Here is a 23,129-nt window from a genome sequence, read left to right as displayed (position 1 = left end):
CCGGGGGCGCGCGGCCGGGGCTCGTCAGCCCTCCTCGGGCACCAGCTTCAGGGAGATGGAGTTGATGCAGTAGCGCTCGTCCGTCGGGGTCGGGTAGCCCTCGCCGCGGAAGACGTGGCCCAGGTGGGAGCCGCAGCGCGCGCAGCGCACCTCGGTGCGGACCATGCCGTGGGAGCGGTCCTCCAGCAGTTCGACGGCCGAGGAGTCGGCCGGGTCGAAGAAGCTGGGCCAGCCGCAGTGCGACTCGAACTTGGTGTCGGAGCGGAACAGTTCGGCCCCGCAGGCGCGGCACTGGTAGACGCCGGTGGTCTTGGTGTGGTTGTACTCGCCGGTGAAGGCCGGCTCGGTGCCCGCCTCGCGCAGCACGTGGTACTCGGCGGGGCTGAGCTCCTGCCGCCACTGCTCGTCGCTCTTGTCGATCTCGTAACCCATGGATCTCTCCTCGGCCCTATCGGTTCGCCGGGCGGGCGGCCAGCCGCTCCAGCACCGTCGTGCCGAGTTCGGTGACGTCGCCCGCTCCCATGGTGAGAACGAGATCGCCGGGCTCGGCCATTCCGGCGATCAGGGCGGCGGCGGCCCGTTTGTCGGACTCGGGCCGCACGTCCGCGCCCGCGGCCAGGGCGGCGTCGGTGATGACGGCGCTGGTGACGCCCGGGATCGGGTCCTCGCGGGCCGGGTAGACGTCCAGGACGACCGAGGCGTCGGCCAGCGCCAGGGCCTGCCCCATCTCCGCTCCCAGCTCCCGGGTGCGGCTGAACAGGTGCGGCTGGAAGAGGACCAGCACCCGGCCGCCCGCGGCCGCGCCCCGGATGGCCTCGATGTCGGCGGTCATCTCGGTGGGGTGATGGGCGTAGGAGTCGATGACCCGCACCCCGCGCGCCTCGCCCTTGGGCTGGAGGCGGCGGTTGACGCCGGTGTAGGAGGCCAGCGCCGCGGCCAGGCCGCCGGCCGGGACGCCCAGCGCCGCGCCGGCGGCCAGGGCGGCGACGGCGTTGTGGGCGTAGTGGCGGCCGGGGACGGAGACGGTGAAGGTGTGCTGTACGCCGTCGAGGACGGCGGTGACCTCGCTGGTCAGCCCCTGCGGGAGGACCTTGAGGACGCGCACGCCGGCGTCCTCGGCCTCGCCGTAGGTGAGGACCCGCAGGTCCCGGGCGTCCTCGGCGGCGCGGGCGCGCAGGCGGGCGGTGAACTCGCGGGCGCCTTCGTGGTCGGCGCTGACCACCAGGGTGCCGCCGGGGCGGACGCGGTCGGCGAAGGTGAGGAACGACTCGTGGATCTCCTCCATCGAGGCGTAGTTGGCGTGGTGGTCCAGCTCCACGTTGAGGACGATCGCCACCTCGGGGGCGTACTTGTGGAAGCTGCGGTCGCTCTCGTCGGCCTCGGCGACGAAGATCTCCCCGCCGCCGTGCCGGGCGTTGGTGCCGGGGCCGTCGAGGTCGCCGCCGATGGCGTACGAGGGATCCAGGCCCATCGCTTCCAGGGCGACGGCGAGCATGGAGGTGGTGGTCGTCTTGCCGTGGGTGCCGGCGACGGCGATGGGGCGCAGGCCGTCCATGAGGGCGGCCAGGGCGTCGGAGCGGTGCACGACGGGCACGCCGCGCTCACGGGCGGCGGCCAGCTCGGGGTTGTCCTCGCGGATGGCGCTGGAGACGACGACGGCGGTGGCGTCGGCGCCCAGGTGGGCGGCGGCGTGGCCGGTGTGGACGGTGGCCCCGAGGGCGCGCAGCGCCTCGACGGTGGCGGACTCCCTGGCGTCGCTGCCGGCGACCTCGGCGCCGCGCTGGGCGAGGATCCTCGCGATGCCGGACATTCCGGCTCCGCCGATGCCGATGAAGTGCGGTCGTTCCATCGCGGTCGGCAGGCCGGGCGCCATGCGGTGTCCTTTCGGGGTGCTCCGGGCGGGTGTGCCCGCCGGGGCTGGGTTCTCGGGGGTTCTCGGGTTCGCTCGGGTGTTTTCGGACGTTCTTCGGTGCTCTCGGAGGCTTGCGCGGGCTTGTGGAGGTTCCGAGGTGCTCCGGGGCGCCCGTGCGGTGGTGCGGCCGGGGCCGCGCACGCCGTCGGCGGGCACCCGGCCCCAGCCTATGCGAGCGGACCGGGTGCCCGCGGACGGCGTGCGGCGCCCGCGTCCGGCCTACTCGCCGTGGGCGAACAGCTTGAGCACGGGGACGCCGACCTTGTGGCGGGCCCGGGAGGCCCAGTCGCGGTGGAAGAACTCCTCCACCAGGTGCGGCGCGGTCAGCACGATCACCTCGTCGGCGCCGGTCTCCCCCACCACCGAGGTGAGCACGTCCAGGGGGTGGTCCTGGACGATCTGGCCGACGGCCTCCGCCCCGGCCGCGCGCAGTGCGCCCAGCGAGTGCTCCAGCGCCCGCTCGGCCGGGGAGACCGGGCTGCCGGCCGCCTCCTCCTCGTCCTGTCCGGTGGCCTCGCGGACGGCGTCGTCCAGCTCGCCCAGCGCCACGTCGTCCAGGGCGCGCAGCAACCGGTCCTGGTCGCCGCGCGGTTGCATGAGCACGACGAACGAGACGGGCTCGTCGCCGTGGAGTGTGGTGACGAGTTCGACGTCGGTGGGCACCAGCGGCTTCTCGATCATCAGTACGGACGTGAACACGGCAGGTGCCCTTCCTCCCGACGGGTCGGCGACCCGTACGACGACTATCCCGTGACTATCCCGTCCCACATCGGTGTGGGACTGCACATTTCACTCTGCGTATCTCATTCTGTGCACGTCACACCTTGTTGGCGCGGACATCCGGATCCGGTCATTTCCGGGTCGTTCCCGGGGAGCGGCGGTAGCGGGAGAAGAGGAAGCCGTCCTCCTCCAGCAGGGAGGTCAGCTCGTACTCCGCGGGGGTCTCGAAGCCTGGGCCGTCCAGGATCCGCGCGGCGTCCCCGGCGGTGATCCGGGGGGAGACGGTCAGGCACAGCTCGTCCAGTACGCCGGCGGCCGCGAAGCGGCCCAGCAGGCGCGGCCCGCCCTCGGTGAGCAGCCGGGTGTGGCCGTGCCCGGCCAGCAGTCCCGGCACCCGTGCCGGATCCACCTCCGCGCCCTCGCCCGCGTGCACCACCACCGCGCCCGCCTCGCGCGCCGCCTCCTGGCGGCCGGCCGGGGCGGCGGCGCCGGTGAGCACCAGGGTGGGCACCAGCGGTTCGGTGAACAGCGGCAGGGAGAAGTCCAGGTCCAGGCTCGCGCTGACGACCGCGATGGCGGGGGCCGGCCCCTGCCCGGCCGCCTCGCGCCGGGCGGCGAAGGCCTCGCGGCGGCGGGCCGGCCGGTACCCCTCCCGGCGCACCGTCTCGGCGCCGACGACCACGGCGTCCGCCAGGGCGCGCAGCACCCCGAAGATCCGCATGTCGGCGTCGCAGGACAGCGGCTGGGAGCGCCCGCCGTGGTGGGCCGCTCCGTCGAGGGAGGCGACCATGTTGCCGCGCAGCCAGGGCCGCGCGGCCCGTCCCGTCTCCCCGTCCCCCTCGGCCGTCGCAGCGGGGTAGGCGTACGCGTCGGCGATCTCCTCGGGCGTCCAGGGCCGGTCGGCGGACGGCGGCTCCTGGCGCCCGGGGGCCGTGGGCGCGGCGGGGTACTCGAAAGGAGGGAACAGGCGTCGCATACGGCGCAGTGTGGCACGTGCCACTGGCGTGTTTCGCGCCCCGCCACGCCACGTACAGTGATAAGGGTGTCGTCCTCCCCCGCCCACAAGCCCGCCCCGAGCGCCGGACCGGAGCGTCCGGCGGCCGACGGGGCCGCCCCGCTGTCCCTGTGCGACCGCGAGCCGCACGTCCCCGCCGACCGCCTGGTCGCGGAGATGGTGCCGCCGCCGCGCTTCGACTCGGTGCGCTTCGACAACTACATCCCCGACCCCTCCCAGCCCAGCCAGTCCGAGGCCGTGAAGGTGCTGAGCGAGTTCGCGGGCGGGCTCGGCGGGGGCCGGGCGGACGGCGAGGGCGGCGGCATCCGCCGCTGGTTCCGCCGCGGCGGGCGGCCGACGGCGCCCACCGGGCCGCGCGGGGTGTACCTCGACGGCGGCTACGGCGTCGGCAAGACCCATCTGCTGGCCTCCCTGTGGCACGCCACCGAGGCCCCGCCCGAGCGCAAGGCGTTCGGCACGTTCGTGGAACTGACCAATCTGGTGGGCGCGCTCGGCTTCCAGCAGACGGTGGCCACGCTCGGCGGGCACCGGCTGCTGTGCATCGACGAGTTCGAGCTGGACGACCCGGGCGACACCGTGCTGGTCTCCACCCTGCTGAGCCGTCTGGTCGAGGAGGGCGTGGCGCTGGCGGCCACCTCCAACACCCTGCCCGGCAAGCTGGGCGAGGGCCGGTTCGCCGCCGCCGACTTCCTGCGGGAGATCCAGGGCCTGTCGGCGCACTTCCGCACGCTGCGCATCGACGGCGAGGACTACCGCCACCGCGGCCTGCCCGAGGCCCCGGCGCCGGCCGGCGACGCCGAGGTGAGTGCCGCCGCGCACCGCACTCCCGGCGCGTCCCTGGACCACTTCCCCTCCCTCCTGGACCACCTCTCCCGGGTGCACCCCAGCCGCTACGGCGCGCTGTGCGACGGCGTGGAGGCGGTCTGCCTCACCGATGTCCGGCCGGTGCCGGACCAGTCCACCGCGCTGCGCCTGGTGGTCCTGGCCGACCGGCTCTACGACCGCGAGGTGCCGGTACTCGCCTCCGGGGTGCCCTTCGACCGCCTCTTCGGCGAGGACATGCTGAAGGGCGGCTACCGCAAGAAGTACTTCCGGGCGATATCCCGGCTGACCGCGCTCGCCCGCGACGCGCGGCGCCTGACCGGCGGGGGCGACGGGGCCTGACCCGGGCGGGTCCGACCGGGGCGGCACCCGGCGGAACCGGAGGCCCGGCGGCGGAGCCGGTGGCCACGGAACCGGCGGCACGGAAAGCCGCCCGGGAAACGGCCGGATCCGTACGCCGGGAGGGTCGCGGCGCGCGCGGGCGGGTTCCGGCCGGGCCGCGCCTGGTTCCCGCCGAGCGGACGGCGTGGTACACACAAGCGGGTCATCAACCTGTCCGCCAGCAGGGAGTTGCCCATGTCAGCAACGCGACGCCAGATCCTGGGAAGTGCCGCAGCCGTCGGGGCGGGGATCGCCTTCACCGGATCGCTCTCCGAACTGTTCGCCGGTACGGACGCCGCCCACGCCGCGGCCGGCGGCCGGGACGGGTACGGCCCCCTCGTACCCGACCCCGACGGCCTCCTCGATCTGCCGAAAGGTTTCCGCTACCGGGTGCTGTCGCGTGAGGGCGAGCCCATACTCTCGGGCCAGGGGCCGGTCCCCGGCAACCACGACGGCATGACCGCCCTGCCCGGCACCCACCCCGGGCGCGTGCGGCTGGTGCGCAACCACGAGAACCGCCACAACGCCCCCCACCGCGTCCCCGCCGTGCGCGGACTGACGTACGACCCGCAGGGCATGGGCGGCTGCACCGTGCTGGAGCTCTCCGGCAGCGACCGCGTGCTGGACGAACGGGTGGGCATCGCGGGCACCGCGGTCAACTGCGCGGGCGGCCCGACCCCCTGGGGCACCTGGCTGACCTGCGAGGAGACCGAGGACAAGGCCGGCACCAACGGCTACACCAGGGACCACGGCTTCATCTTCGAGGTCGGTCTGCGGCCCGGTCACCGCACCGTCCCCGAGCCGCTCACCGCGATGGGCCGCTTCCAGCACGAGGCCATCGCCGTCGACCCGCGCGAGGGCGTGGTCTACGAGACCGAGGACGCCTTCGACCACCCCTTCGGCCTGTTCTACCGCTTCCTGCCGCACCGCCCCCGCGGCGGCTTCGACTCGCTGCGCGCGGGCGGGAGGCTGGAGGCCATGCGGGTGCCCGGCGTCCCGGACCTGTCGGCCGTCACCGAGCCGGGCACGCACTTCGACGGCGTCGAGTGGCTGCCGGTGCCCGATCCGCTGGCGAAGGAGACGCCCATCCGCCTGCAGGACTTCGGCCCCGGCGGCGTCACCCACGCGCAGAAACTGGAGGGCTGCTACTGGGGCAGCCACCGGGGCGAGGGCGCGGTGTACTTCGTCTCCAGCTACGCGCGCAGCTCCGAGGGCTCGGCGGCCGACCACTTCGGCCAGGTGTGGCGCTACGAACCGGGCCGCCGCCGGCTGACGCTGGCGGTGATCTTCGGGCCGGACACCGGCGTGGACACCCCCGGCGAGTCCCCGGACAACATCTGCCTCGCCCCGGGCGGCGGACTGATGCTCTGCGAGGACGGCGGCGGCGAGCAGCACGTCTACGGCCTCACCCGCCACGGCGAGATCTACGCCCTGGCGCGCAACGCCCAGAACACCGGCACCGCGCAGGAGCCGGAGTACGGAGAGTTCGCGGGCGTCACCTTCTCGCCCGACCACCGCACCATGTACGTCAACTGCTACGACCCGGGGACCACGTTCGCCGTCACCGGGCCCTGGCGCCACTGAGACCGGCGGGACCGCGGTGGCCGGGGGCTGCCGGGCGGCACCGGCGGCGGTGACGGTGAGAGCGGCGGCGGGCGGTTACCCGATCGAGCGTCACCCGGGCCGGGGGTGGCGGTAGTCCGACAAGAGCAGCATCCCGCGCGACCGTCCCGGATCGTCGTTACGTTCCGATCATGACCGTCTCCGTGCGCCGTACCGCCCGTCCCCTGACCGCTCTCGCCCTGGTCGCCGCCGCGGCGGCGGGCTGCGCGGGCCCGGGTGGCGATACCACCCGGGCCGGCGCCTCCCCGGCCGCGCCCTCCTCGCCGGCGGCCTCGGAGGGGGGCTCCGGGGAGGGCGACTTCTCCGCCTCCCCGCGCTCCTCCGTCTCCCGCCCGGACGGCGACGGCCAGGACGCGTCGCCCTCCGACCGGTACGCCACCCTGCCTGCCTCCATCAGCGGCCGGGTGCCCGTCTTCCGGCACGGCCCCCGCCCCGAGACCCCGCGGGACGCCGGTGACGAGGCCGGGAAGCCGGAGGAGGAGAGGCAGCGGGAGGAGGAGAAGCCCGAGGAGGACGGCGAGAACCGGGAGAAGCGGAAGAAGGCCGAGAAGAGCGGCGACAAGGAGGACAGGGTCGTGGCGCTGACCTTCGACGCCGCCCTGTCCGCCGAGGACCGCGAGCGGGCCGAGGAGGAGGGCAAGCGCCACGACAATCCCGGGCTCGTCTCCGCCCTGCGCCGCGAGAAGGTCCCCGCGACCGTCTTCATGTCGGGCCTGTGGGCGCAGACCTACGAGCACCAGGCGCGCTCCATCGGCCGCGACGGCCTGTTCGAGGTCGGCAACCTCTCCCACTCCCACCGCGCCTTCACCGGCGGCTGCCGCGACCTCCCCGCGCTCGCGCCCGACAAGCAGCTCGCGGACGTGCGCAAGGGGCGGAAAGCCATCCGTGCGGCGGGGGTGAAGAACCTGACGCCCTACTTCCGCTTCCCCGGCGGCTGCTTCGACGACCGCTCCCGGCGGGCGATCGCCCCGGCGGAGGTGACGGCGGTGGCCGGCGACGTGGTGGCACCGGACGCCGGGGAGAAGGACCCGAAGAAGGTGGCCGAGCGGGTGCTGAAGGACGTCAGGCCGGGCTCGGTGGTCGTACTCAGCTGCGACCGCGAGAAGGCCCCCGCCACCGAGAAGGCCGTGCGCCGGATCGTCCCGGAGCTGAAGGAGCGCGGGTACCGCATCGTGCGCGTCTCGGAGATGATCGCCTCGGCCATGGGCCGGGACTGAGCCACGGCCCCGGCGGCTCCGTCCGGCTCCGTTTTCCGCCCGGTTCCGTTCAGCAGGAGCAGGCGACGCGTTCGGCCTCGTGCCACTCGCACACCGGGCACAGCGTCGCACCGCGCGTGCTCGCCGGGTACTCGGTCGGCTCGCCGCACTGCACGCACATGGCCCGCTCCTCGCGCCCGGCGCCGTCGGGGGCGGTGCCGGCGTCCGGGGCGGCCGTCGTCTCGGGTGCGGTCCAGCCGGATACGAACTCCATGGGGCCGAGGGTACTCCCGGCCCCACCCGCCGGTGGCCTCGCGCGAAAACGGGTGCGGACGCCCCGGCGGCGGCTGGCACACTGGCCCCGTGAGCACCTCCGACGCCCCCTCCACCGACCCCTCCACCGCTCCCGCCGCCCGCGAGGCCGCCGACCGGGACGCGGCCCCGCAGTACGTCCTGCCGCTCGTCGTCCGGATCGAGCGGTCCGCTCCCCCCGGCCCGCCCGCGCGCAGCGACGCGCTTGAGACGGCGGCGCGCGCGGTGCTGGTGATGCTGTCGGACGAGCGCGCGACGGACCCCGGCGGCGACTGGCACCGGGCGGTGCGCGACTGGCAGGACGGGCGCATCCGCAAGGTGGTGCGCCGGGCGCGCGGCGCGGAGTGGCGGCGGGCCTGCGCGCTGCCGGGCGTCACCGTGACCGGCGGCGGCGAGCACCCGGCCGAGGTGCGGGTGTTCCCGCCCGTACCGCTGGACGGCTGGCCGAAGGACCTGGCCCGCCTCCAGGTCTCCGGCACCGACCTGGAGGACCCCGTACCGCCCGCCGCGCCGGAGCCGGGCACGCCCGTGCTGTGGCTCAACCCGGAACTGGAGATGTCCGCCGGCAAGGCGATGGCCCAGGCCGGGCACGGCGCCCAGCTCGCCTGGCTGGCGCTGGACGGCGCGGCGCGGGCCGCCTGGCGTGCGGCCGGCTTCCCGCTGGCGGTCCGCACCGCCCCGCGCGGTGAGTGGGAGCGGCTGACGGAGTCGGGTCTGCCGGTGGTGCGCGACGCGGGCTTCACCGAGATCGCCCCGGGCTCGGCCACGGTCGTGGCCGAGCACCCGGCGCTCCCGGCGCGCCTGGGCTGAACGGCGCGGCCGAGGGATCAGCGCCCGCTCTCGGAGGCTTCTCCCCCGGAACTCCCGGCGCTCCCCGCGCCCCCGGAGGTCTCCCCCTCGCCGTCCTCGCCGTCCCGCTTGCCCGCGCCCCACTCCCGCGTCCTGCGCTCCCGCTCCATCCGCCGCCGCAGCGCGGCGGGCGGGCCGGTGAGCTCGGGGAAGTCCGTGCGCATCGCGCGGACCAGCGAGTACATCATCAGGGAGGCCAGGAGGAAGAACGGCAGACCGAGCACCGTGATCACCTCGGCGAGCGCGTCCAGGCCGCTCTTGCCGGTGGCCGCGATCAGCGTCCCCGCGACCACGCCCTCGGTGATCGCCCAGAACACCCGCTGCCGCGTCGGCCCGCCCTCCTCCCGCTGCCCGGCGCTGAGCATGTCCACCACCAGGGACGCCGAGTCCGAGGAGGTGGTGAAGAAGATGACCACGATCAGCACCGACAGGGCCGAGACGAAGGTGGTGAGCGGGTAGTTCTCCAGGAAGGTGAAGAGCGCGCCGGGGATGTCGCCCTCCTCCACCACGTTCCGCACCAGCCCGCCGGCGCCGTTCATCTCGATGTCGATGGCGGACAGCCCGAAGACGCTGAACCACACGATGGTGAAGGCCGTGGGCAGCGCGAGGACGCCGAGGACGAACTCGCGGATCGTGCGCCCCTTGGAGATACGGGCGATGAAGATGCCCACGAACGGCGACCAGGTGATCGTCCAGGCCCAGTAGAACACCGTCCAGGTCCCCTGCCAGCCGGTGTCGGCGAAGGTGTCGTTCCAGAAGGCCAGCGACACCAGCGAGGACAGGTAGACGCCGACGTTCTCGATGATCCCCTTGGCCAGGAACAGCGTCGCCCCGGTGGCGAGCACGAAGAGCATCAGCCCGACGGCCAGGACGATGTTGATGTTCGACAGCCGCCTGATGCCCTTGTCCAGGCCGAAGACCACCGAGGTCGTGGCGATGGCGGTGATGACGGTGATCAACAGCACCTGCACCAGCGAGTTCTCCGGCAGGCCGAACAGCCGCGCCAGCCCGCTGTTGATCTGCATCGTGCCCAGGCCGATGGAGACGGCGACGCCGAAGAGCGTGCCCATCACCGCCGCGATGTCCACGATCCGGCCCGCCGTGCCGTACACCCGGTCCCCAAGCAGGGGGTACAGCACGGAGCTGACGCGGAACGGCATCCCGCGCACGTAGACGAAGTAGGCGAACGTCAGCGACGGCAGGCAGAAGATCGACCAGGTGTGCAGGCCGAAGTGGTACAGCGAGTAGGCCATCGCCATCCGGGCGGCCTCGGTGCTCTCCGGCTCGACGCCCTGCTGGGGCGGCTCGGCGAAGTGGCTGATCGGCTCGGCGACCCCCCAGAACATCAGGATCGTGCCGATTCCGGCGGCGAACAGCATCGCGAACCAGGTCCGCGTGCTGTACTCCGGGCGGTCGTCCTGGGCGCCCAGGCGGATGTGGCCGTAGCGGCTGACGGCGATCCAGAGCAGATAGACCAGGAAGGTCGTCACGCCCAGGATGTAGAACCAGCCCAGTTGGGTGAGCAGCCAGTCCGAGGCCGTGGCGAAGACCCGGTCCACCTGCTCCGTCAGCGAGATCGCCGCGACCACGAACAGCACGGTGAGCCCGGCGGAGGTGAAGAAGATGACCGGATCGGTACGGAGCCCCAGTAGGCGCTGCAGCTTTTCCAGCATGTACCTCTCCCTGGAGGACTGGTCCGATTTTCGTCGTTTTCGCGGTCCGATGCGGGCGCGACACACGGGCGGTGGCCGCGAACGGACCGGGGTGGGGCCCCGGCGAAAGCTCAGGTGAAGCTCTGAACTCCGCCGCGCGGGATTGGTGATCCCTCTGCCCGGAGATGACAACCCCACACGGGGAGGAGCCGTCGAGGGGGGCGGGCGTGGCACGACTGGGTACGGGGATCGGCTGGCGGCCGGCGATCGCGGACGCGATCGAGGCGCTGCCGGACGTCGGCTGGGTGGAGGTGGTCGCGGAGAACGTCTGCCCCGACCACCTTCCGCCGGCGCTGGCACGGCTGCGCGAGCGCGGCACCACCGTGGTGCCGCACGGGGTGGGGCTCGGACTCGGGGGCGCGCAGCGGCCCGACCCCGCCCGGCTGGCGGCGCTGGCCCGCCGGGCCGAGGCGCTGGAGGCGCCGCTGGTCACCGAGCACATCGCGTTCGTCCGGGCCGGGGGGCCGGGGGCCGGGGCACCGGGAGACGAGGGGCCGGTGATGGAGGCCGGGCACCTGCTGCCGGTGCCGCGCACCCGCGACGCGCTGGAGGTGCTCTGCGAGAACGTCATGATCGCCCAGGACGCGCTGCCCGTACCGCTGGCGCTGGAGAACATCGCGGCCCTGCTGCCCTGGCCCGGCGAGGAGCTGGGCGAGGCGGAGTTCCTGACCGAGCTGGTGGACCGCACCGGCGTCGGCCTGCTCATCGACGTGGCCAACCTCCACACCAACCGCGTCAACCGGGGCGAGGACCCGCTGGCCGTCCTGGACGGCCTGCCGCTGGACGCGCTGGCGTACGTGCACGTGGCGGGCGGTGTGGAGCGCGACGGGGTGTGGCACGACAGCCACGCCCACCCGGTGCCGGAGCCGGTGCTGGAACTGCTGGCCGAGCTGTGCGTGCGCACCGATCCGCCGGGGGTGCTGCTGGAACGGGACGACGACTTCCCTCCGGCGCAGGAGCTGGCCGCCGAACTGGCTGCCGTGCGGGGCGTGTTCGAGGGCGCGGCGCGGAACGCGGGAGGCCCCCGTGCCTGACGCCCGCCCCACCACCGGACCCGTCACCGCCCCTGGTGCCGGACCTGATACCGACCCCGACATGGACACCGGCTCCGGCACCGACGCGGCCCGCCGCCGGCTGGCCGCCGCCCAGGCCGCCCTGCTGGGCGCACTGGTCGCGGACGGCCCCGCGCCGGCCGGCTTCGACCCCGCGCGGCTGGAGGTCCAGCGCCGGGCGCTGGTCGCCAAGCGGGCCTCGGTCATCGCCGGGATCGCGCCCGAACTGCCACGCATCCTGGGCGACCGCTACCGCCCGGCGTTCACCGCCTACGCCCGCGGCCGCCCCATGACCGACGGATACCGCCCGGACACCATGCGCTTCACCGCGCACCTGCTGGAGTCCGACCCCTCCCTGTCCCGGCAGCAGCGCCGCCGCCTGCGCCGCTGGTACCGCGAACGCTCCGGCCGGGCCCCTCGGGGGTGGGGCCCGGCCGGTCTCCTCCGTCTTCTGCGCCGTACACGGCCGGGTACGTAGCGGGCGGACGTATCGGGGCCTGCGCGGATGCAGCCTGAGCAGCGGTTTTACTCAGCCCTGCTCCGCCGCGAGCACCAGGAACGCGGCCCACCCGTTCTGACCGACTCGCAGTATGGGCCCGTCGGCCTCCTTGGAATCCCTCACATGCACAGCCTCCGGCCCGGCGGCCACCTCCACGCAGTCCCCGCCGCCCGAGCCGCTGTGGCTGCTCTTGAACCAGTGCAGCTAGCCCGCGTTCCTGGTCACCTGCTCCATGCTCATGTCTCTCCCAGCAGCCGTCCGATGAGCCGCGCAGACTCCACGACGCTCAGGGCCTGCGATCGCAGCCTGCCATGACGCATGGAGAAGGCTCTGACCTCGGAGACATCCGATACGACGCGTCCGACGCCCTGGAACTCGGAGTAGCCGATGGCGTCCCCGAGCTTCTGCTGGCTCAACCCGGCCCGCCTGCCCAGGTGTTGCAGCAGCCTGCCGTATGCCGACCACACTCCCGGCGGGTCGGCACTGTCCTCCTTCACCCGTACCGCACGGCCGTTCCGCGTGTCCCGCACCGCCCTCACGCCCCTTCGTCCCCGAGTCCGTCCCGCTCGTCCGAGCCCCCGGCGGCTTCCGCCGTCCGTCACCGCCGGGGCCATGCCCAACGCGGCCCGCGCGGGCCGGGGCACGGCCCGGGAGCCGTACAACACCCGTACAAGGCCCGGTTGTACGGCTCCCCGCCGAAGGTTCCGATCGGGAGCCGGCCGGTCCGGCCCTGTGCTCGTGACGGTTGAGGCGGTACACCGGCCCGCGTGCCACCCGGCCGGTCCCGGTCAGCGCAGGGCCTTCGCCATCACGTGCTCTCTGGTGCGCCGTCGGGCAGCAGGTCCCCGAACTCTCCCGTGTCGGCGAAACCGTTGCGCCGGTAAAGGGAGATGGCATGGTCGTTGCCCGGGATCACCGTGAGTCTGAGGACCGTGCCTCCCGACTGCCGGGCCCAGTCCTCGACCGCTGCCGTCGGCCGGTCACCGATCCCATGGCCTCGCGCCTGCGGACCGACCCATACCGATCGCAGCTCCCGCACACCGTCGTCCGCGGGAAGGCCACTGGCCATGCCGACGGCTCGGTCTTCCAGCAATGCGACGAGGTGGTGGGCACCGGGCGTCTCCAGGCGGGCGCGCCACTGCTCCTCTCCGCCCCTGTCCCAGTCCGCGAGCCGGCTCCTGAAGGCATGCGGCGCCTCGGCCAGCGCGGCACGGCGGACCTCCCGCCACAGCGGCCAGTCCTGCGTCGTGAGAACCCTCAGCGTCACCATGCCGGCGAGTCTGCCGAAATACGCGTGGAACGGTCCACGTCGCCCGCCGCCTTCCGGCTCACGAAATCGAGAGGGAGAAGCGGAGGAACATGCGCCCGAGAGACCACCCCTCCGGGTGTCACGGGAACGGGACCGCCCAGCTTGGGGCCGCCCGTTCCGTCAACACTGGCCGTACGAAACCGTCTTGGCCGGAAAACGCCTGCGTCGCCTGATCGGGCCTAGGGAAAGGATCGGCTCGTCACTCAAAGCGACAAGGGGGTTGCGTGGGGTTCGTGTTGAGGCGGAAACAGCCGCTCAAAGAGGAGTTCGATGCCTGCGGCGAGAGGCTTGGCGATCTCGGTGAGGGGATCGGCCGGATCAGCCGCGAGATCGCGGAGATCCGCACCACGCTCATCGAGGCGGCGGAGAGGTCGCCGTCGCAGGCGATGAGCGGAGAGCTCCACAGGCTCCGGAGAACCGCCTCCGACGGGATCAGGATCCTCCAGGAGGAGAACCAGATTCAGCTACGGCGGCAGGAGGAGATCCTCAGCCGCCTGGGCGAACTGCGCCTGGAGATCACCGGCGGCCGTGCCGGGGCGCATCCGCCGCCCGCCCCAGTCCTCCCCAAGGCCCATGAGCCGGACAAGGCCGGTGAGGCCGAAGGCGAAGCAGAGGAGACGGACGGGGCCCCGCCGTCGAATCCACTGAGTGGAGCCCCCATTACACGGGACAGCCGACGACAGGAGGAGCACGCAGTGCGGGAGCAGGACGGCGAGCGGCCGGAGAGCGTGGACGGCGTACCGGCCTCCCCGGAGGGAGCGGCTTCCTCCGGGGAGGCCGAGGAGAAGCCGGAAGAGCGCGTGAGGGCGGTGAAGAAGGCCGCAGAGCAGACCCTCCGGAACCGTTCCGAGGACGCCCCCGGCCGTACCGATCGCACGGCGGCGCCCCCGGCAGCGGACGGCCGGCGGCTCCACGGCCTCCACGCGGACGGCACAGACGGGCAGCGACCGGGGCGGCGGGACGACAGCCGGGCCGCGCCGCCCGACCCGCTGGCCGAGCACGCGGAGCTGCTGCTGAACGCCGCCGGGGTGTCGCGCGCCGAACTGGTCTGCCACCGCGACACCTGGGAGTTCCTGCTCGTACAGGCCGCGCGGCACCCGCGCTTCCGCGTCCCCGGAACGGTCGAGGAGGACGCCGAGCACGGCCTGGTGTGGACGCACCTGTCCGGGCCGTCCCTCATCGCGGCCCTGATCAGCCTCTGGAAGACCCGGGAGGAGGCGAGCGAGGAGGTGGACGCGGACTGGGCGATGGCCGCCGTGCTCTACGACCGCATCCGCGACCGGCTGACCGAGGCCGGGCCCGGCGACGGACGCCGTACCGTCCGCATCGTCCTGGACGACGGGGACGGGCCGGAGGAGACGGCGGCGGCCGCCGAGCCCTCCGGGGAGGAGGCGGAGGCCGCGTAACCCCGCCCGCTCACACCGCTGCGGCCCGGACGGCGTCCGGGCCGCAGCGGTGCGGGACCGGGCTCAGCGCCCGGCCGCGAGCGCGACGAACGCCGCCCACCCGTCGCGGCCGACCCGCAGCACGGGCCCGCCGGCCGTCTTGGAGTCCCGCACGTACACGGCCTCCGGCCCGGCGGCCACCTCCACGCAGTCCCCGCCGCTCGTTCCGCTGTAGCTGCTCTTGAACCAGACGCGTCCGTCAGGCTGGTCGGTGGTCATAGCTCCCCTGCCACGCGCTCGATGAGACGTGCGGACTCCTCGGTGCTGAGGGCCTGCGTCCGCAGCATGCCATACCGCATCCAGAACTCGCTGACCTCGCGGCGGTCACTCCGAACGCTCACCACGTCCTGCGCCTCGACGTAGACGTACTGGCCGTGGCCGTGCGTCTCCAGCAGCACCATGGGACCGTTGAGCCCGCTGTGGGCGCCTCGTTCCGTGGGCATGACCTGGATCTCGACGTTGCGCATCCTGGAGCACTCCAGCAGCTTCTCCAACTGCTCCCTCATCACCTCCCTGCCGCCGACGACGCGGCGCAACGCCGACTCCTCCACGATGAACACGAAGACGGTCGCCGGACTCCTCCGAGTCAGCAGCGCCTGCCGGGCGAGCCGGGCGACCACTCGCTGTTCGACGACCTCCTCGGCCAAGGGCGGGAAGTGGGAGTCGAGGAGCGCATGGGCGTACCTCTCCGTCTGGAGCAGCCCCGGCACGAGCAGTGGGTCGTAGGAGAAGCGGCTGATCGCCTCCAGCTCCAGTGCCGCCACGTTCTGGAAGAACGCTGGCAACTGGGCGCGGTCCACGTCCTCCTGGAGGGTGTCCAGCGCACCGCCGGCCTTCAGCACCAGCTCCGCCGCGCCGGTGAACGCGGCCTTCGCGGGCCGCCGTCCCTGCTCGACCGAGGCGACCTGCTCCAGCGAGTACCCGATGGCGTCCGCCAGGGACTGCTGGGTGAGGCCCTCGCGTTCGCGGAAGAGGCGGACGAGTTTGCCGTAGGCGCTCCACGCGCCGGGCCGGTCCCCGCCGCCGTCTGTGGCGGGCCTGGCGCGCTCGTTGTTCCTGCCCATCGTTGTTCCCCCTGGTCCGTCGCGGGTGCACCTCCACGGCGAACCGCGCCGGTGCCGGACAGGTCACGGGCGACGGCCGTACAACCGCCGTACAAGGGGTTCGCGCAGGGGCGTGTACGGCGGTCCGACCTGGCCGTACGCCCTTGTGTGACGGGACGGTTACGGCATGCGACACCAGAGTTCCACCGCCGGGCGGCCCACCACACGCCCCACCGACCGTGCCGCCGAACAGGCCGCCGGCGTACCGCGGTTCACCACCCGCCTCAGCGGCACGCGGCGGGGCGCGCGGCTGGCGCGCAGGCTCGCCGTGCAGCAGTTCGCCGAGTGGACTGGCCTGCCCCACGGCTGCGACGCCGCGCACGCCGTCGCCCTGGTGACGGCCGAGCTGGCGGCCAACGCCGTTACCCACGGCAGCCTTCCGGGCCGGGACTTCCGGCTGACGCTGCTCCTGCCGCACGAACCGGCCGTGCCCGAGTCCGCCTCGCATGAACCGGCCGCGCACGAACCGACACTGTCCGAGCCGGCCGTGATGCGGATCGAGGTCACCGACACCCGGCCCGAACACCTCCCCCGCCACCCCGCGACCGAACCGGGGCCGCCCGACGAGGTGTCGGGGCGGGGGCTGCTCCTGGTCGCGTTGTACGCCCGGCGCTGGGGGTGCGAGGTGCGGGACGCGTTCACCAAGACCGTCTGGGCGGAGGTCTCGTTGCCCGCGCCCGTCCGGTGACGCGGGCCTCCGGCGGGCAGGGGCCCGTGCGCTGACTCAGCGGCCGGCGTAGTGCTCCGCCAGGCTCCTCAACTCGCGGGTCCACAGCTCCATGTCGTCACCGGGCCGCTCGTACGGTTCCCGCCGGGCCAAACTGAAGAAGCCGCCCGACGGCTGGCGGGTGCTCTGCGACACCACGAGGGCCGACAGCATGGGGAGCCGTCCGTCCTGGTTGTCCCGGGCCGACGCGTCCTCCAGGAGGTACGGCATCGGGCCCTTGTAGTAGGGGACATGGTGGCCGAGACGTGCCAGTTCGGCGCTCAGTTCGCCGTACGACAGCGGTTCCGCGCCTTGGCGTGCCCGTTCACGCAGGATCTCCACCATGGCTTCCAGAGCCTGCTCGTACTCAAGAGTGCCCTTCCGCATGTTCCCCTCCCGGCCCCTCGGTCCAGCTGTGGTCCGAGCCTATGCCTCCGGTACGGCGACCGGCTCCGTCTTCGGATAACCGCCACCGACCCCCCAGCGGCGACCGTCACAGTGCTGTCGTATTCCGGTCGATCAACTGCTTTGCAGAAGTACAGTATTGGCCGACCGGCCGGGGTGGGAGTCGAACGGGGGTACGGGGTGGAGCTCGTCGGGGAGATAGCCGCGGTGCGTGCGGGGCGGGGGAATCCCCGCGCGATGGTGGGCGAGTTCCGCCGTACCGCCGTGCTGGTGCCGCTGATGGACGGCCGGCTGCTGACGGCCGTCCACGGCGGGATCCGCTGGATCCACACGTTCACCGACGAGGCGGCGCTGGCCCGCTTCGCGCGCCTGAAGGGCGCCGCGCCCGGTGAGGAGTGGGAGTACGCGGCGCTGCTGGGGGCCCGGCTGCTGGATGTGGTCGTTCCCCGGGTGGACGGCCCGGCCGGGGTGGCGGTGAACGCCGCCGACGAGGACGGCTCGATGCTGTTCCCGCCGGTGCGGGGCATCGTGCCGGACGCGGCGGCGGTGGACGCGGATATGGAGATCGGCGGCGCGGGGCGGGACGGGGGCGCGCGGTGAGCGGCGACGGTGACCTGAAGTTCTCCAAGGAGGCCCTGGACCTCATCACCAAGGGCCTCAACGGGGCGATCGACGAGCTGAAGCAGGTGGGCAGTTCGGAGACCGACTCCATCCAGGGCGCGGGCTTCGACTCGATGGTGCTGACGGCCATGGAGGCCGGCCACCCGGGGCTGGCCGGGGAGTTCGAGGGCTTCTGCGAGGACTGGGAGTGGGGCGTACGCGCCCTGGTCATGGAGGCCAACAAGCTGGCGGCCCGGCTGGACCTGGCGGCGGGCATGGTCCACGCCGAGGACCGGTACTGGGAGGGCACCTACAAGATCGCGGCCAACTCCTTCGTCGGCAACCCCCACCTGTCCGGGCAGGAGGTCACCCAGCGGGAGTGGGACGAGCTGATCTCGCTGGACAACTACCGGCCCGACTACAGTGCCGAGTCGTTCCGCACCGCCCAGCAGGAGATGGCGCAGACCTGGAAGGACACCGCCCGGAACGTGACCAGCGAGGGCCAGGGCGGCTTCCTGAACGACCTGGCGATGGACGCGGCCGGGGTCGAGGAGCACCATCGCGAGACGGTGCGGGACGTGATGTTCGGGCCCTCCCCGGAGGAGCGGGCCCAGCAGCAGGCGCAGCAGCAGGCCGCGCGGCAGGGTGACGGGGGCGAGGGCTGATGGGCTGGGACCTCATTCCCGACAGTCTCGAGGACGGCTTCGAGAAGGGTGTGCGCAAGCTCGGCGACGGCGTCGAGTGGCTGGGCGACAGGACGGCCGAAGGGCTGGACAAGGCCGGCTGGGAGTCCGGCGCGGACTGGGTGCGCGACAAGTCCCGCTCCACCGCGAACGCGATGGGCGCGGACACCGACGAACTCCAGCTCGGGCAGACCGAGGACCCTAAGAAGCTGGTCTACGGCAGCGCGGGCAAGCTCCGCTCGACCGCGGGCCATCTGAAGGACTTCGCCAAGTCCTTCGACAACGTCGGCAAGGGCATCAAGGGGCTGGACTCCTCCGGGATCGAGGGCGAGGCCGCCGACACCTTCCGGACGAAGGCGGCCGAGGAACCTCCCAAGTGGTTCAAGGCCGCCGACGCCTGCGAGAAGGCCGCGGGCGCCCTGGAGGACTTCGCCGACACCGTGGAGTGGGCGCAGGGCCGGGCCAAGGAGGCGATCACCAAGTACGAGGCCGCCGTCAAGGCCTCCGAGGACGCGCGGACGGCGCACAACAAGAAGGTCGACGCGTACAACAAGGCCGTCGACGCCTACAACGCCAAGGTGAAGGCGGGGGACGACCCGGGTACGCCGCCGGTGTGCCCGGCCGCCTTCAAGGACCCGGGTCCGGCGAAGGCGGAGGAGGCCGAGGAGATCCTCGCCGAGGCGCGCAAGCAGCGCGACACGGCGGCGGAGAAGGCCCGGTCGGCCGTGAAGGCGGCGCGGGAGAAGGCGCCGCCCAAGCCGTCGTACGGCGAGCAGTTCAAGTACGGCATGGCCGGAATGCACCTGGAGAACTCGCACATGCTGGGCGGGTTCCTCAAGAGCGGCACCGAACTGGTCGCCCTGGCCCGCAGCCTCAACCCCACCGACCTGTACAACCTCGGGCACCCGGGCGAGTACGCCACCACCCTCAACAGCACGGTCGCCGGACTGCTCCAGGCGTCCAACGACCCGGTGGGCACGGGCAAGCAGATGGTCTCGGCCTTCATGAAGGACCCGGCCGAGGGCGGCGGCCGGCTGGTCTTCGACGCGGCGCTGACCGTCCTGACCGGCGGTGCCGGGGCGGGCGTCAAGGGCGTGCGGATCGCGGCCGACGCCGCGGACGCGGCAGCCGATGCGGGCAAGGCCCGCCGCGCCCTGGACAACGACGGCCCGGAGCAGCACGGCAGCAAGCCGGAGGAGCGCGACTCCGGCGGCACGGACCCGGTGGACCTGGCCACGGGGAGGATGTTCCTGCCGCAGACGGACATCACCCTGCCCGGTGCGATGCCGCTGGTCTTCCGGCGGTACGTGGAGTCCGGGTACACCGCCGGGCGGTGGTTCGGGCCGTCGTGGGCCTCCACCGTCGACCAGCGGCTGGAGGTGGACGCCGAGGGCGTGGTGTTCGTCGCCGAGGACGGGCGGCTGCTGGCGTACCCGCACCCGGCCCCCGGCGTGCCCACGCTGCCGTCGGCCGGCTCGGCACGTATGCCGCTGGAGCGTACCCCGGACGGCGGCTACACCCTCACCGAACCGGACACCGGACGGGTGCGGCACTTCGCCCCGCCGCCCGGGGGCGGGGACGGCGGGGCGGACGGTGTGGCGCGGCTGGAGCAGATCACCGACCGGGCCGGACACCAGATCCTCTTCGCCTACGACGAGGCCACCGGCGCCCCGCTGCGCATCGAGCACAGCGGCGGCTACACCCTGCACCTGACCGTCGAGGACGGCCGTGTCACCGCCCTGTCGCTGGGCGATCAGGTGGTCAGGCGCTACGGCTACACCGACGGCCACCTCACCGAGGTCGCCGACTCCTCGGGGCGGCCGCTGCGGTTCGAGTACGACGACGAGGCCCGGGTGATCGCCTGGACCGACTCCAACGGCCGGCGCTACGACTACGTCTACGACAACCTGCACCGGTGCGTCGCCGAGGGCGGCACCGAGGGCCACATGCAGGTCCGCATCGCCTACGACGGGATCGACCCGGACACCGGCCACAAGGTCACCACCCTGACCACCGCCGCCGGGCACGCCACCCGCCATGTGATCGACGACCGCTGCCGCACGGTCGCCACCACCGACCCGAACGGCCACACCACCCGCTACACCTACGGCGACCACCGGCAGCCGCTGACCGTCACCGATCCCCTGGGCCGCACCACCGTCTTCGCCTACGACGGGCACGGGCGCCTCACCGGCCTGACCCGCCCGGACGGGCGGCGGATCGCCGTCACCCGCGACGGCCTCGGGCTGCCGGTCGAGGTCCGCGAGGTGGACGGGGCGGTGTGGCGGCACGCCTACGACGAGCGCGGCCTGCGCACCGCCACCACCGACCCGGCCGGCCACACCACCCGCTACGCCTACGACGGGTACGGCCATCTGGTCTCGGTCACCGACGCCCTGGGCCGGGTCACGTCCGTGCGCTGCGACGCGGCCGGGCTGCCGGTGGAGATCACCGATCCTCCCCCTGCCTCCGGCGGGGGGACCCCCATGGGCGCCGTCACCCGCTACACCCGCGACGCCTTCGGCCGCCCCACCGCCATCACCGACCCCCTGGGCGCGGTCACCCGCCTGGAGTGGACGGTGGAGGGCAGGCTCGCCCGCCGCACCGGCCCGGACGGAGCCGAGGAGCGGTGGGAGTACGACGGGGAGGGCAACTGCGTCCGCCACACCGACGCGGCCGGCGGGGTGACCACCTACGAGTACACCCACTTCGACCTGCTGGCCGCTCGCACCGGCCCGGACGGGGTGCGCCACACCTTCGAGCACGACGCAGAGCTGCGGCTGACCCGCGTCACCAACCCCCAGGGCCTGAGCTGGTCGTACGAGTACGACCCGGCCGGGCGCCTGATGTCCGAGACCGACTTCGATGACCGCACCCTGTCCTACTCCTACGACGCGGCCGGCCAACTGGCCGCCCGTACCACCCCGCTGGGCGAGACCATCGCCTTCGCCCACGACGAGCTGGGCCGCCTGGTCCGCAAGGAGGCCGGGGGCAGGGTCACCACCCTCGCCTACGACGCGGCCGGACGGCCGGTGGAGGCCGTCGGGCCCGACGCGGAGGTGCGCTGGCACCGCGACCGGCTGGGGCGGGTGAAGACCGAGCTGGTGAACGGCCGGGCCCTGTCGCTGTCCTACGACGCGCTGGGCCGCCGCACCCGCCGCACCACCCCCACCGGGGCGGTGTCCTCCCTGGCCTACGACGCGGCCGGCAACCGCACCGCCCTGACCACCTCCGGCCGCACGCTGGACTTCACCCACGACGCCGCCGGGCGCGAGACCGCCCGCCGCATCGGCGAGCACCTCACCCTGGCCCAGTGGTGGGACCCTGCCGGGCGCCTGACCGGCCAGGCCCTCACCGCCGGGCCGGAGAACGCGGTCACCGTCCAGCAGCGCACGTACCACTACCGGCCGGACGGCCACCTCACCGCCGTCGACGACCTCCTGTCCGGCCACCGCGCCTTCGACCTCGACCCGGCCGGACGCGTCACCGCCGTCACCGCGGCCGACTGGAGCGAGAGCTACGCCTACGACGCGGCCGGCAACCAGACCTCCGCCTCCTGGCCCGCCGGGCACGCCGCCGCCGACGCCACCGGCGAGCGCGCCTACACCGGCACCCGCCTCACCCGGGCCGGGCGCTTCCGCTACGAGTACGACGCGGCCGGCCGCACCGTCCTGCGGCAGCGCGTCCGGCTGTCGAAGAAGCCCGACACCTGGCGCTACGAGTGGGACGCCGAGGACCGCCTCACCACCGTCACCACCCCCGACGGCACCCGCTGGCGCTACCTGTACGACCCGCTGGGCCGCCGTATCGCCAAGCAGCGCCTGGCGGCGGACGGGGAGACCGTCACCGAACAGGTGGACTTCACCTGGGACGGCCCGGTCCTCGTCGAGCAGACCACCACATCACCCGATCTGCCGCACCCGGTCGCCCTCACCTGGGACCACGACGGCCTCACTCCCCTGGCCCAGACCGAACGCCTCCTCGATCCCGCCGACCAGAGCGAGATCGACCGGCGATTTTTCGCCATCGTCACCGACCTCGTGGGCGCCCCCACCGAACTCGTCGACGAGACCGGCACCGTCGCCTGGCACACCCGCACCACCCTGTGGGGCACCACCACCTGGAACCGCGACGCCACCACCTACACCCCCCTGCGGTTCCCCGGCCAGTACCACGATCCCGAGACCGGCCTGCACTACAACTACTTCCGCTACTACGACCCGGCCACCGCCCGCTACACCACCCCCGACCCCCTCGGCCTGGCCCCCTCCCCCAACCCGGCCACCTACGTCCACAACCCCCACACCTGGACCGACCCGCTGGGCCTCGCGCCTTGCGGACCGCAATTCGATTACATGAGCGATCCAGGGGCGGATAACTGGATTCCGTCTGGACACCCCGTGACCCACGGAGAGACAGGCACGTTGATCGGCGACGACGGCGCCAGCGTGAGGAACTTTCAGAACGTCCTAAACCGCGGGGAGCATGATGTGGTAGCGCATGGATCCCGTGATGGTTTCCTTGCAATGCCTGGTGGGTCTGTGAACGGCGGGCAACTAGTCGACGCCGTCCTGAACAACCCTCACTACGGCGGCGGACCTCTTAGACTTATGGTGTGCCACTCGGGAAGCTCTGGAATAGCTCAACAGGTCGCCAACGAGCTCGGCGTGACAGTCCGAGCTCCGACAAACATGGTGGGAACGAACCCCGCCCTTGGCCGAGGGCAGGATCCTTTGATTCATGACGGTGGATACTGGAGAGTTTTCCTTCCGATCATTCAATAAA

At 73.1% G+C, this 23,129-nt stretch carries 21 protein-coding genes and 1 pseudogene; 10 read left to right on the top strand and 12 right to left on the bottom strand.

Going from position 1 to position 23,129, the window contains the following annotated elements; translation table 11 throughout:
• Positions 1-24: 24 nt before the first annotated feature.
• From msrB to ACW69E_RS14190, 4 genes are all read right to left on the bottom strand, one after another.
• A complete protein-coding gene (gene msrB / locus ACW69E_RS14205) occupies positions 25-432 on the bottom strand; it encodes a peptide-methionine (R)-S-oxide reductase MsrB (protein WP_237879799.1) in 408 nt (135 codons plus the stop codon).
• 16 nt (positions 433-448) lie between these two features.
• On the bottom strand, positions 449-1,873 hold the full coding sequence (gene murC / locus ACW69E_RS14200) for a UDP-N-acetylmuramate--L-alanine ligase (protein ID WP_457498583.1): 1,425 nt from the start codon (positions 1,871-1,873) through the stop codon (positions 449-451).
• A gap of 258 nt (positions 1,874-2,131) precedes the next feature.
• On the bottom strand, positions 2,132-2,611 hold the full coding sequence (locus tag ACW69E_RS14195; RefSeq protein WP_457498582.1) for an indole-3-glycerol phosphate synthase: 480 nt from the start codon (positions 2,609-2,611) through the stop codon (positions 2,132-2,134).
• 151 nt (positions 2,612-2,762) lie between these two features.
• On the bottom strand, positions 2,763-3,608 hold the full coding sequence (locus ACW69E_RS14190) for a pyrimidine reductase family protein (protein WP_457498581.1): 846 nt from the start codon (positions 3,606-3,608) through the stop codon (positions 2,763-2,765).
• Between the two features lie 66 nt (positions 3,609-3,674).
• Between ACW69E_RS14190 and zapE the strand changes: the two genes are divergently transcribed.
• The 3 genes from zapE to ACW69E_RS14175 all read left to right on the top strand — a co-directional run bounded on the left by zapE (position 3,675) and on the right by ACW69E_RS14175 (position 7,690).
• Positions 3,675-4,811: a cell division protein ZapE gene (gene zapE, locus ACW69E_RS14185; RefSeq protein WP_457498580.1), complete on the top strand. Its 1,137-nt coding sequence runs from the start codon at positions 3,675-3,677 to the stop codon at positions 4,809-4,811.
• A gap of 234 nt (positions 4,812-5,045) precedes the next feature.
• On the top strand, positions 5,046-6,434 hold the full coding sequence (locus ACW69E_RS14180; protein ID WP_457498579.1) for an alkaline phosphatase PhoX: 1,389 nt from the start codon (positions 5,046-5,048) through the stop codon (positions 6,432-6,434).
• Between the two features lie 170 nt (positions 6,435-6,604).
• Positions 6,605-7,690: a polysaccharide deacetylase family protein gene (locus ACW69E_RS14175; protein WP_457498578.1), complete on the top strand. Its 1,086-nt coding sequence runs from the start codon at positions 6,605-6,607 to the stop codon at positions 7,688-7,690.
• Between the two features lie 49 nt (positions 7,691-7,739).
• On the opposite strand, the gene ACW69E_RS14170 is transcribed toward ACW69E_RS14175, so the two are convergent.
• Positions 7,740-7,943: a hypothetical protein gene (locus ACW69E_RS14170; RefSeq protein ID WP_457498577.1), complete on the bottom strand. Its 204-nt coding sequence runs from the start codon at positions 7,941-7,943 to the stop codon at positions 7,740-7,742.
• Between the two features lie 89 nt (positions 7,944-8,032).
• On the opposite strand from ACW69E_RS14170, the gene ACW69E_RS14165 reads away from it, so the two are divergent.
• Positions 8,033-8,791 (top strand): peptidyl-tRNA hydrolase, encoded by a 759-nt coding sequence (locus ACW69E_RS14165; RefSeq protein WP_457498576.1) that lies wholly within the window; start codon positions 8,033-8,035, stop codon positions 8,789-8,791.
• A 17-nt stretch (positions 8,792-8,808) separates the two neighbouring features.
• Here ACW69E_RS14165 and ACW69E_RS14160 read toward each other — a convergent pair whose 3' ends face one another.
• Positions 8,809-10,503 (bottom strand): BCCT family transporter, encoded by a 1,695-nt coding sequence (locus tag ACW69E_RS14160; RefSeq protein WP_457498575.1) that lies wholly within the window; start codon positions 10,501-10,503, stop codon positions 8,809-8,811.
• Between the two features lie 164 nt (positions 10,504-10,667).
• On the opposite strand from ACW69E_RS14160, the pseudogene ACW69E_RS14155 reads away from it, so the two are divergent.
• Positions 10,668-12,072, top strand: a pseudogene (locus ACW69E_RS14155) (DUF692 domain-containing protein).
• Positions 12,073-12,123: 51 nt separating this feature from the next.
• On the opposite strand, the gene ACW69E_RS14150 reads toward ACW69E_RS14155, so the two are convergent.
• The 3 genes from ACW69E_RS14150 to ACW69E_RS14140 form a co-directional block, all read right to left on the bottom strand.
• Positions 12,124-12,297: a DUF397 domain-containing protein gene (locus tag ACW69E_RS14150; RefSeq protein WP_457498631.1), complete on the bottom strand. Its 174-nt coding sequence runs from the start codon at positions 12,295-12,297 to the stop codon at positions 12,124-12,126.
• Positions 12,298-12,329: 32 nt separating this feature from the next.
• A complete protein-coding gene (locus tag ACW69E_RS14145) occupies positions 12,330-12,623 on the bottom strand; it encodes a hypothetical protein (RefSeq protein WP_457498574.1) in 294 nt (97 codons plus the stop codon).
• A gap of 278 nt (positions 12,624-12,901) precedes the next feature.
• Positions 12,902-13,363, bottom strand: a complete 462-nt coding sequence (locus tag ACW69E_RS14140; RefSeq protein ID WP_457498573.1) for an N-acetyltransferase family protein — start codon at positions 13,361-13,363, stop codon at positions 12,902-12,904.
• Between the two features lie 263 nt (positions 13,364-13,626).
• Here ACW69E_RS14140 and ACW69E_RS14135 point away from each other — a divergent pair, with 263 nt between their 5' ends.
• Positions 13,627-14,808 carry a hypothetical protein gene (locus ACW69E_RS14135; RefSeq protein WP_457498572.1) on the top strand — a complete coding sequence of 394 codons (1,182 nt, stop codon included), beginning with the start codon at positions 13,627-13,629 and terminating at the stop codon, positions 14,806-14,808.
• A 63-nt stretch (positions 14,809-14,871) separates the two neighbouring features.
• Here ACW69E_RS14135 and ACW69E_RS14130 read toward each other — a convergent pair whose 3' ends face one another.
• Together ACW69E_RS14130 and ACW69E_RS14125 are read right to left on the bottom strand one after the other, a co-directional pair.
• Positions 14,872-15,066, bottom strand: coding sequence for a DUF397 domain-containing protein (locus ACW69E_RS14130; protein WP_457498571.1), 195 nt, complete (start codon positions 15,064-15,066; stop codon positions 14,872-14,874).
• The gene (locus tag ACW69E_RS14125) at positions 15,063-15,911 is read right to left on the bottom strand and encodes a helix-turn-helix domain-containing protein (RefSeq protein ID WP_457498570.1); all 849 of its coding nucleotides are present in this window, start codon (positions 15,909-15,911) and stop codon (positions 15,063-15,065) included. Before ACW69E_RS14125 ends, ACW69E_RS14130 begins: the two co-directional genes overlap by 4 nt.
• Positions 15,912-16,077: 166 nt before the next feature.
• Here ACW69E_RS14125 and ACW69E_RS14120 point away from each other — a divergent pair, with 166 nt between their 5' ends.
• Positions 16,078-16,638: an ATP-binding protein gene (locus ACW69E_RS14120; protein ID WP_457498569.1), complete on the top strand. Its 561-nt coding sequence runs from the start codon at positions 16,078-16,080 to the stop codon at positions 16,636-16,638.
• Between the two features lie 36 nt (positions 16,639-16,674).
• On the opposite strand, the gene ACW69E_RS14115 is transcribed toward ACW69E_RS14120, so the two are convergent.
• Positions 16,675-17,043, bottom strand: a complete 369-nt coding sequence (locus tag ACW69E_RS14115) for a hypothetical protein (protein WP_457498568.1) — start codon at positions 17,041-17,043, stop codon at positions 16,675-16,677.
• Between the two features lie 198 nt (positions 17,044-17,241).
• Here ACW69E_RS14115 and ACW69E_RS14110 point away from each other — a divergent pair, with 198 nt between their 5' ends.
• The 3 genes from ACW69E_RS14110 to ACW69E_RS14100 are packed head-to-tail and all read left to right on the top strand — an operon-like array spanning position 17,242 to position 23,128.
• On the top strand, positions 17,242-17,661 hold the full coding sequence (locus tag ACW69E_RS14110) for a hypothetical protein (protein ID WP_457498567.1): 420 nt from the start codon (positions 17,242-17,244) through the stop codon (positions 17,659-17,661).
• Positions 17,658-18,326 carry a hypothetical protein gene (locus tag ACW69E_RS14105; protein WP_457498566.1) on the top strand — a complete coding sequence of 223 codons (669 nt, stop codon included), beginning with the start codon at positions 17,658-17,660 and terminating at the stop codon, positions 18,324-18,326. The genes ACW69E_RS14110 and ACW69E_RS14105 overlap by 4 nt, the downstream gene beginning before the upstream one ends.
• Positions 18,326-23,128, top strand: coding sequence for a putative T7SS-secreted protein (locus ACW69E_RS14100; protein ID WP_457498565.1), 4,803 nt, complete (start codon positions 18,326-18,328; stop codon positions 23,126-23,128). The genes ACW69E_RS14105 and ACW69E_RS14100 overlap by 1 nt, the downstream gene beginning before the upstream one ends.
• Position 23,129 lies beyond the last annotated feature (1 nt).

The organism is Streptomyces sp. SS8 (assembly GCF_054072955.1).
This window is presented reverse-complemented; position numbering and strand designations above follow the sequence as displayed.

What these genes read in the sequence shown, in the direction of transcription:
- ACW69E_RS14100 (WP_457498565.1), top strand. Translation starts at nt 18,326, where the DNA reads ATGGGCTGGGACCTCATTCCCGACAGTCTCGAGGACGGCTTCGAGAAG.
- ACW69E_RS14125 (WP_457498570.1), bottom strand. Translation starts at nt 15,911, where the DNA reads ATGGGCAGGAACAACGAGCGCGCCAGGCCCGCCACAGACGGCGGCGGG.
- murC (WP_457498583.1), bottom strand. Translation starts at nt 1,873, where the DNA reads ATGGCGCCCGGCCTGCCGACCGCGATGGAACGACCGCACTTCATCGGC.
- ACW69E_RS14120 (WP_457498569.1), top strand. Translation starts at nt 16,078, where the DNA reads ATGCGACACCAGAGTTCCACCGCCGGGCGGCCCACCACACGCCCCACC.
- ACW69E_RS14160 (WP_457498575.1), bottom strand. Translation starts at nt 10,503, where the DNA reads ATGCTGGAAAAGCTGCAGCGCCTACTGGGGCTCCGTACCGATCCGGTC.
- ACW69E_RS14175 (WP_457498578.1), top strand. Translation starts at nt 6,605, where the DNA reads ATGACCGTCTCCGTGCGCCGTACCGCCCGTCCCCTGACCGCTCTCGCC.
- ACW69E_RS14170 (WP_457498577.1), bottom strand. Translation starts at nt 7,943, where the DNA reads ATGGAGTTCGTATCCGGCTGGACCGCACCCGAGACGACGGCCGCCCCG.
- ACW69E_RS14130 (WP_457498571.1), bottom strand. Translation starts at nt 15,066, where the DNA reads ATGACCACCGACCAGCCTGACGGACGCGTCTGGTTCAAGAGCAGCTAC.
- ACW69E_RS14180 (WP_457498579.1), top strand. Translation starts at nt 5,046, where the DNA reads ATGTCAGCAACGCGACGCCAGATCCTGGGAAGTGCCGCAGCCGTCGGG.
- ACW69E_RS14190 (WP_457498581.1), bottom strand. Translation starts at nt 3,608, where the DNA reads ATGCGACGCCTGTTCCCTCCTTTCGAGTACCCCGCCGCGCCCACGGCC.
- msrB (WP_237879799.1), bottom strand. Translation starts at nt 432, where the DNA reads ATGGGTTACGAGATCGACAAGAGCGACGAGCAGTGGCGGCAGGAGCTC.
- ACW69E_RS14140 (WP_457498573.1), bottom strand. Translation starts at nt 13,363, where the DNA reads ATGGTGACGCTGAGGGTTCTCACGACGCAGGACTGGCCGCTGTGGCGG.
- ACW69E_RS14115 (WP_457498568.1), bottom strand. Translation starts at nt 17,043, where the DNA reads ATGCGGAAGGGCACTCTTGAGTACGAGCAGGCTCTGGAAGCCATGGTG.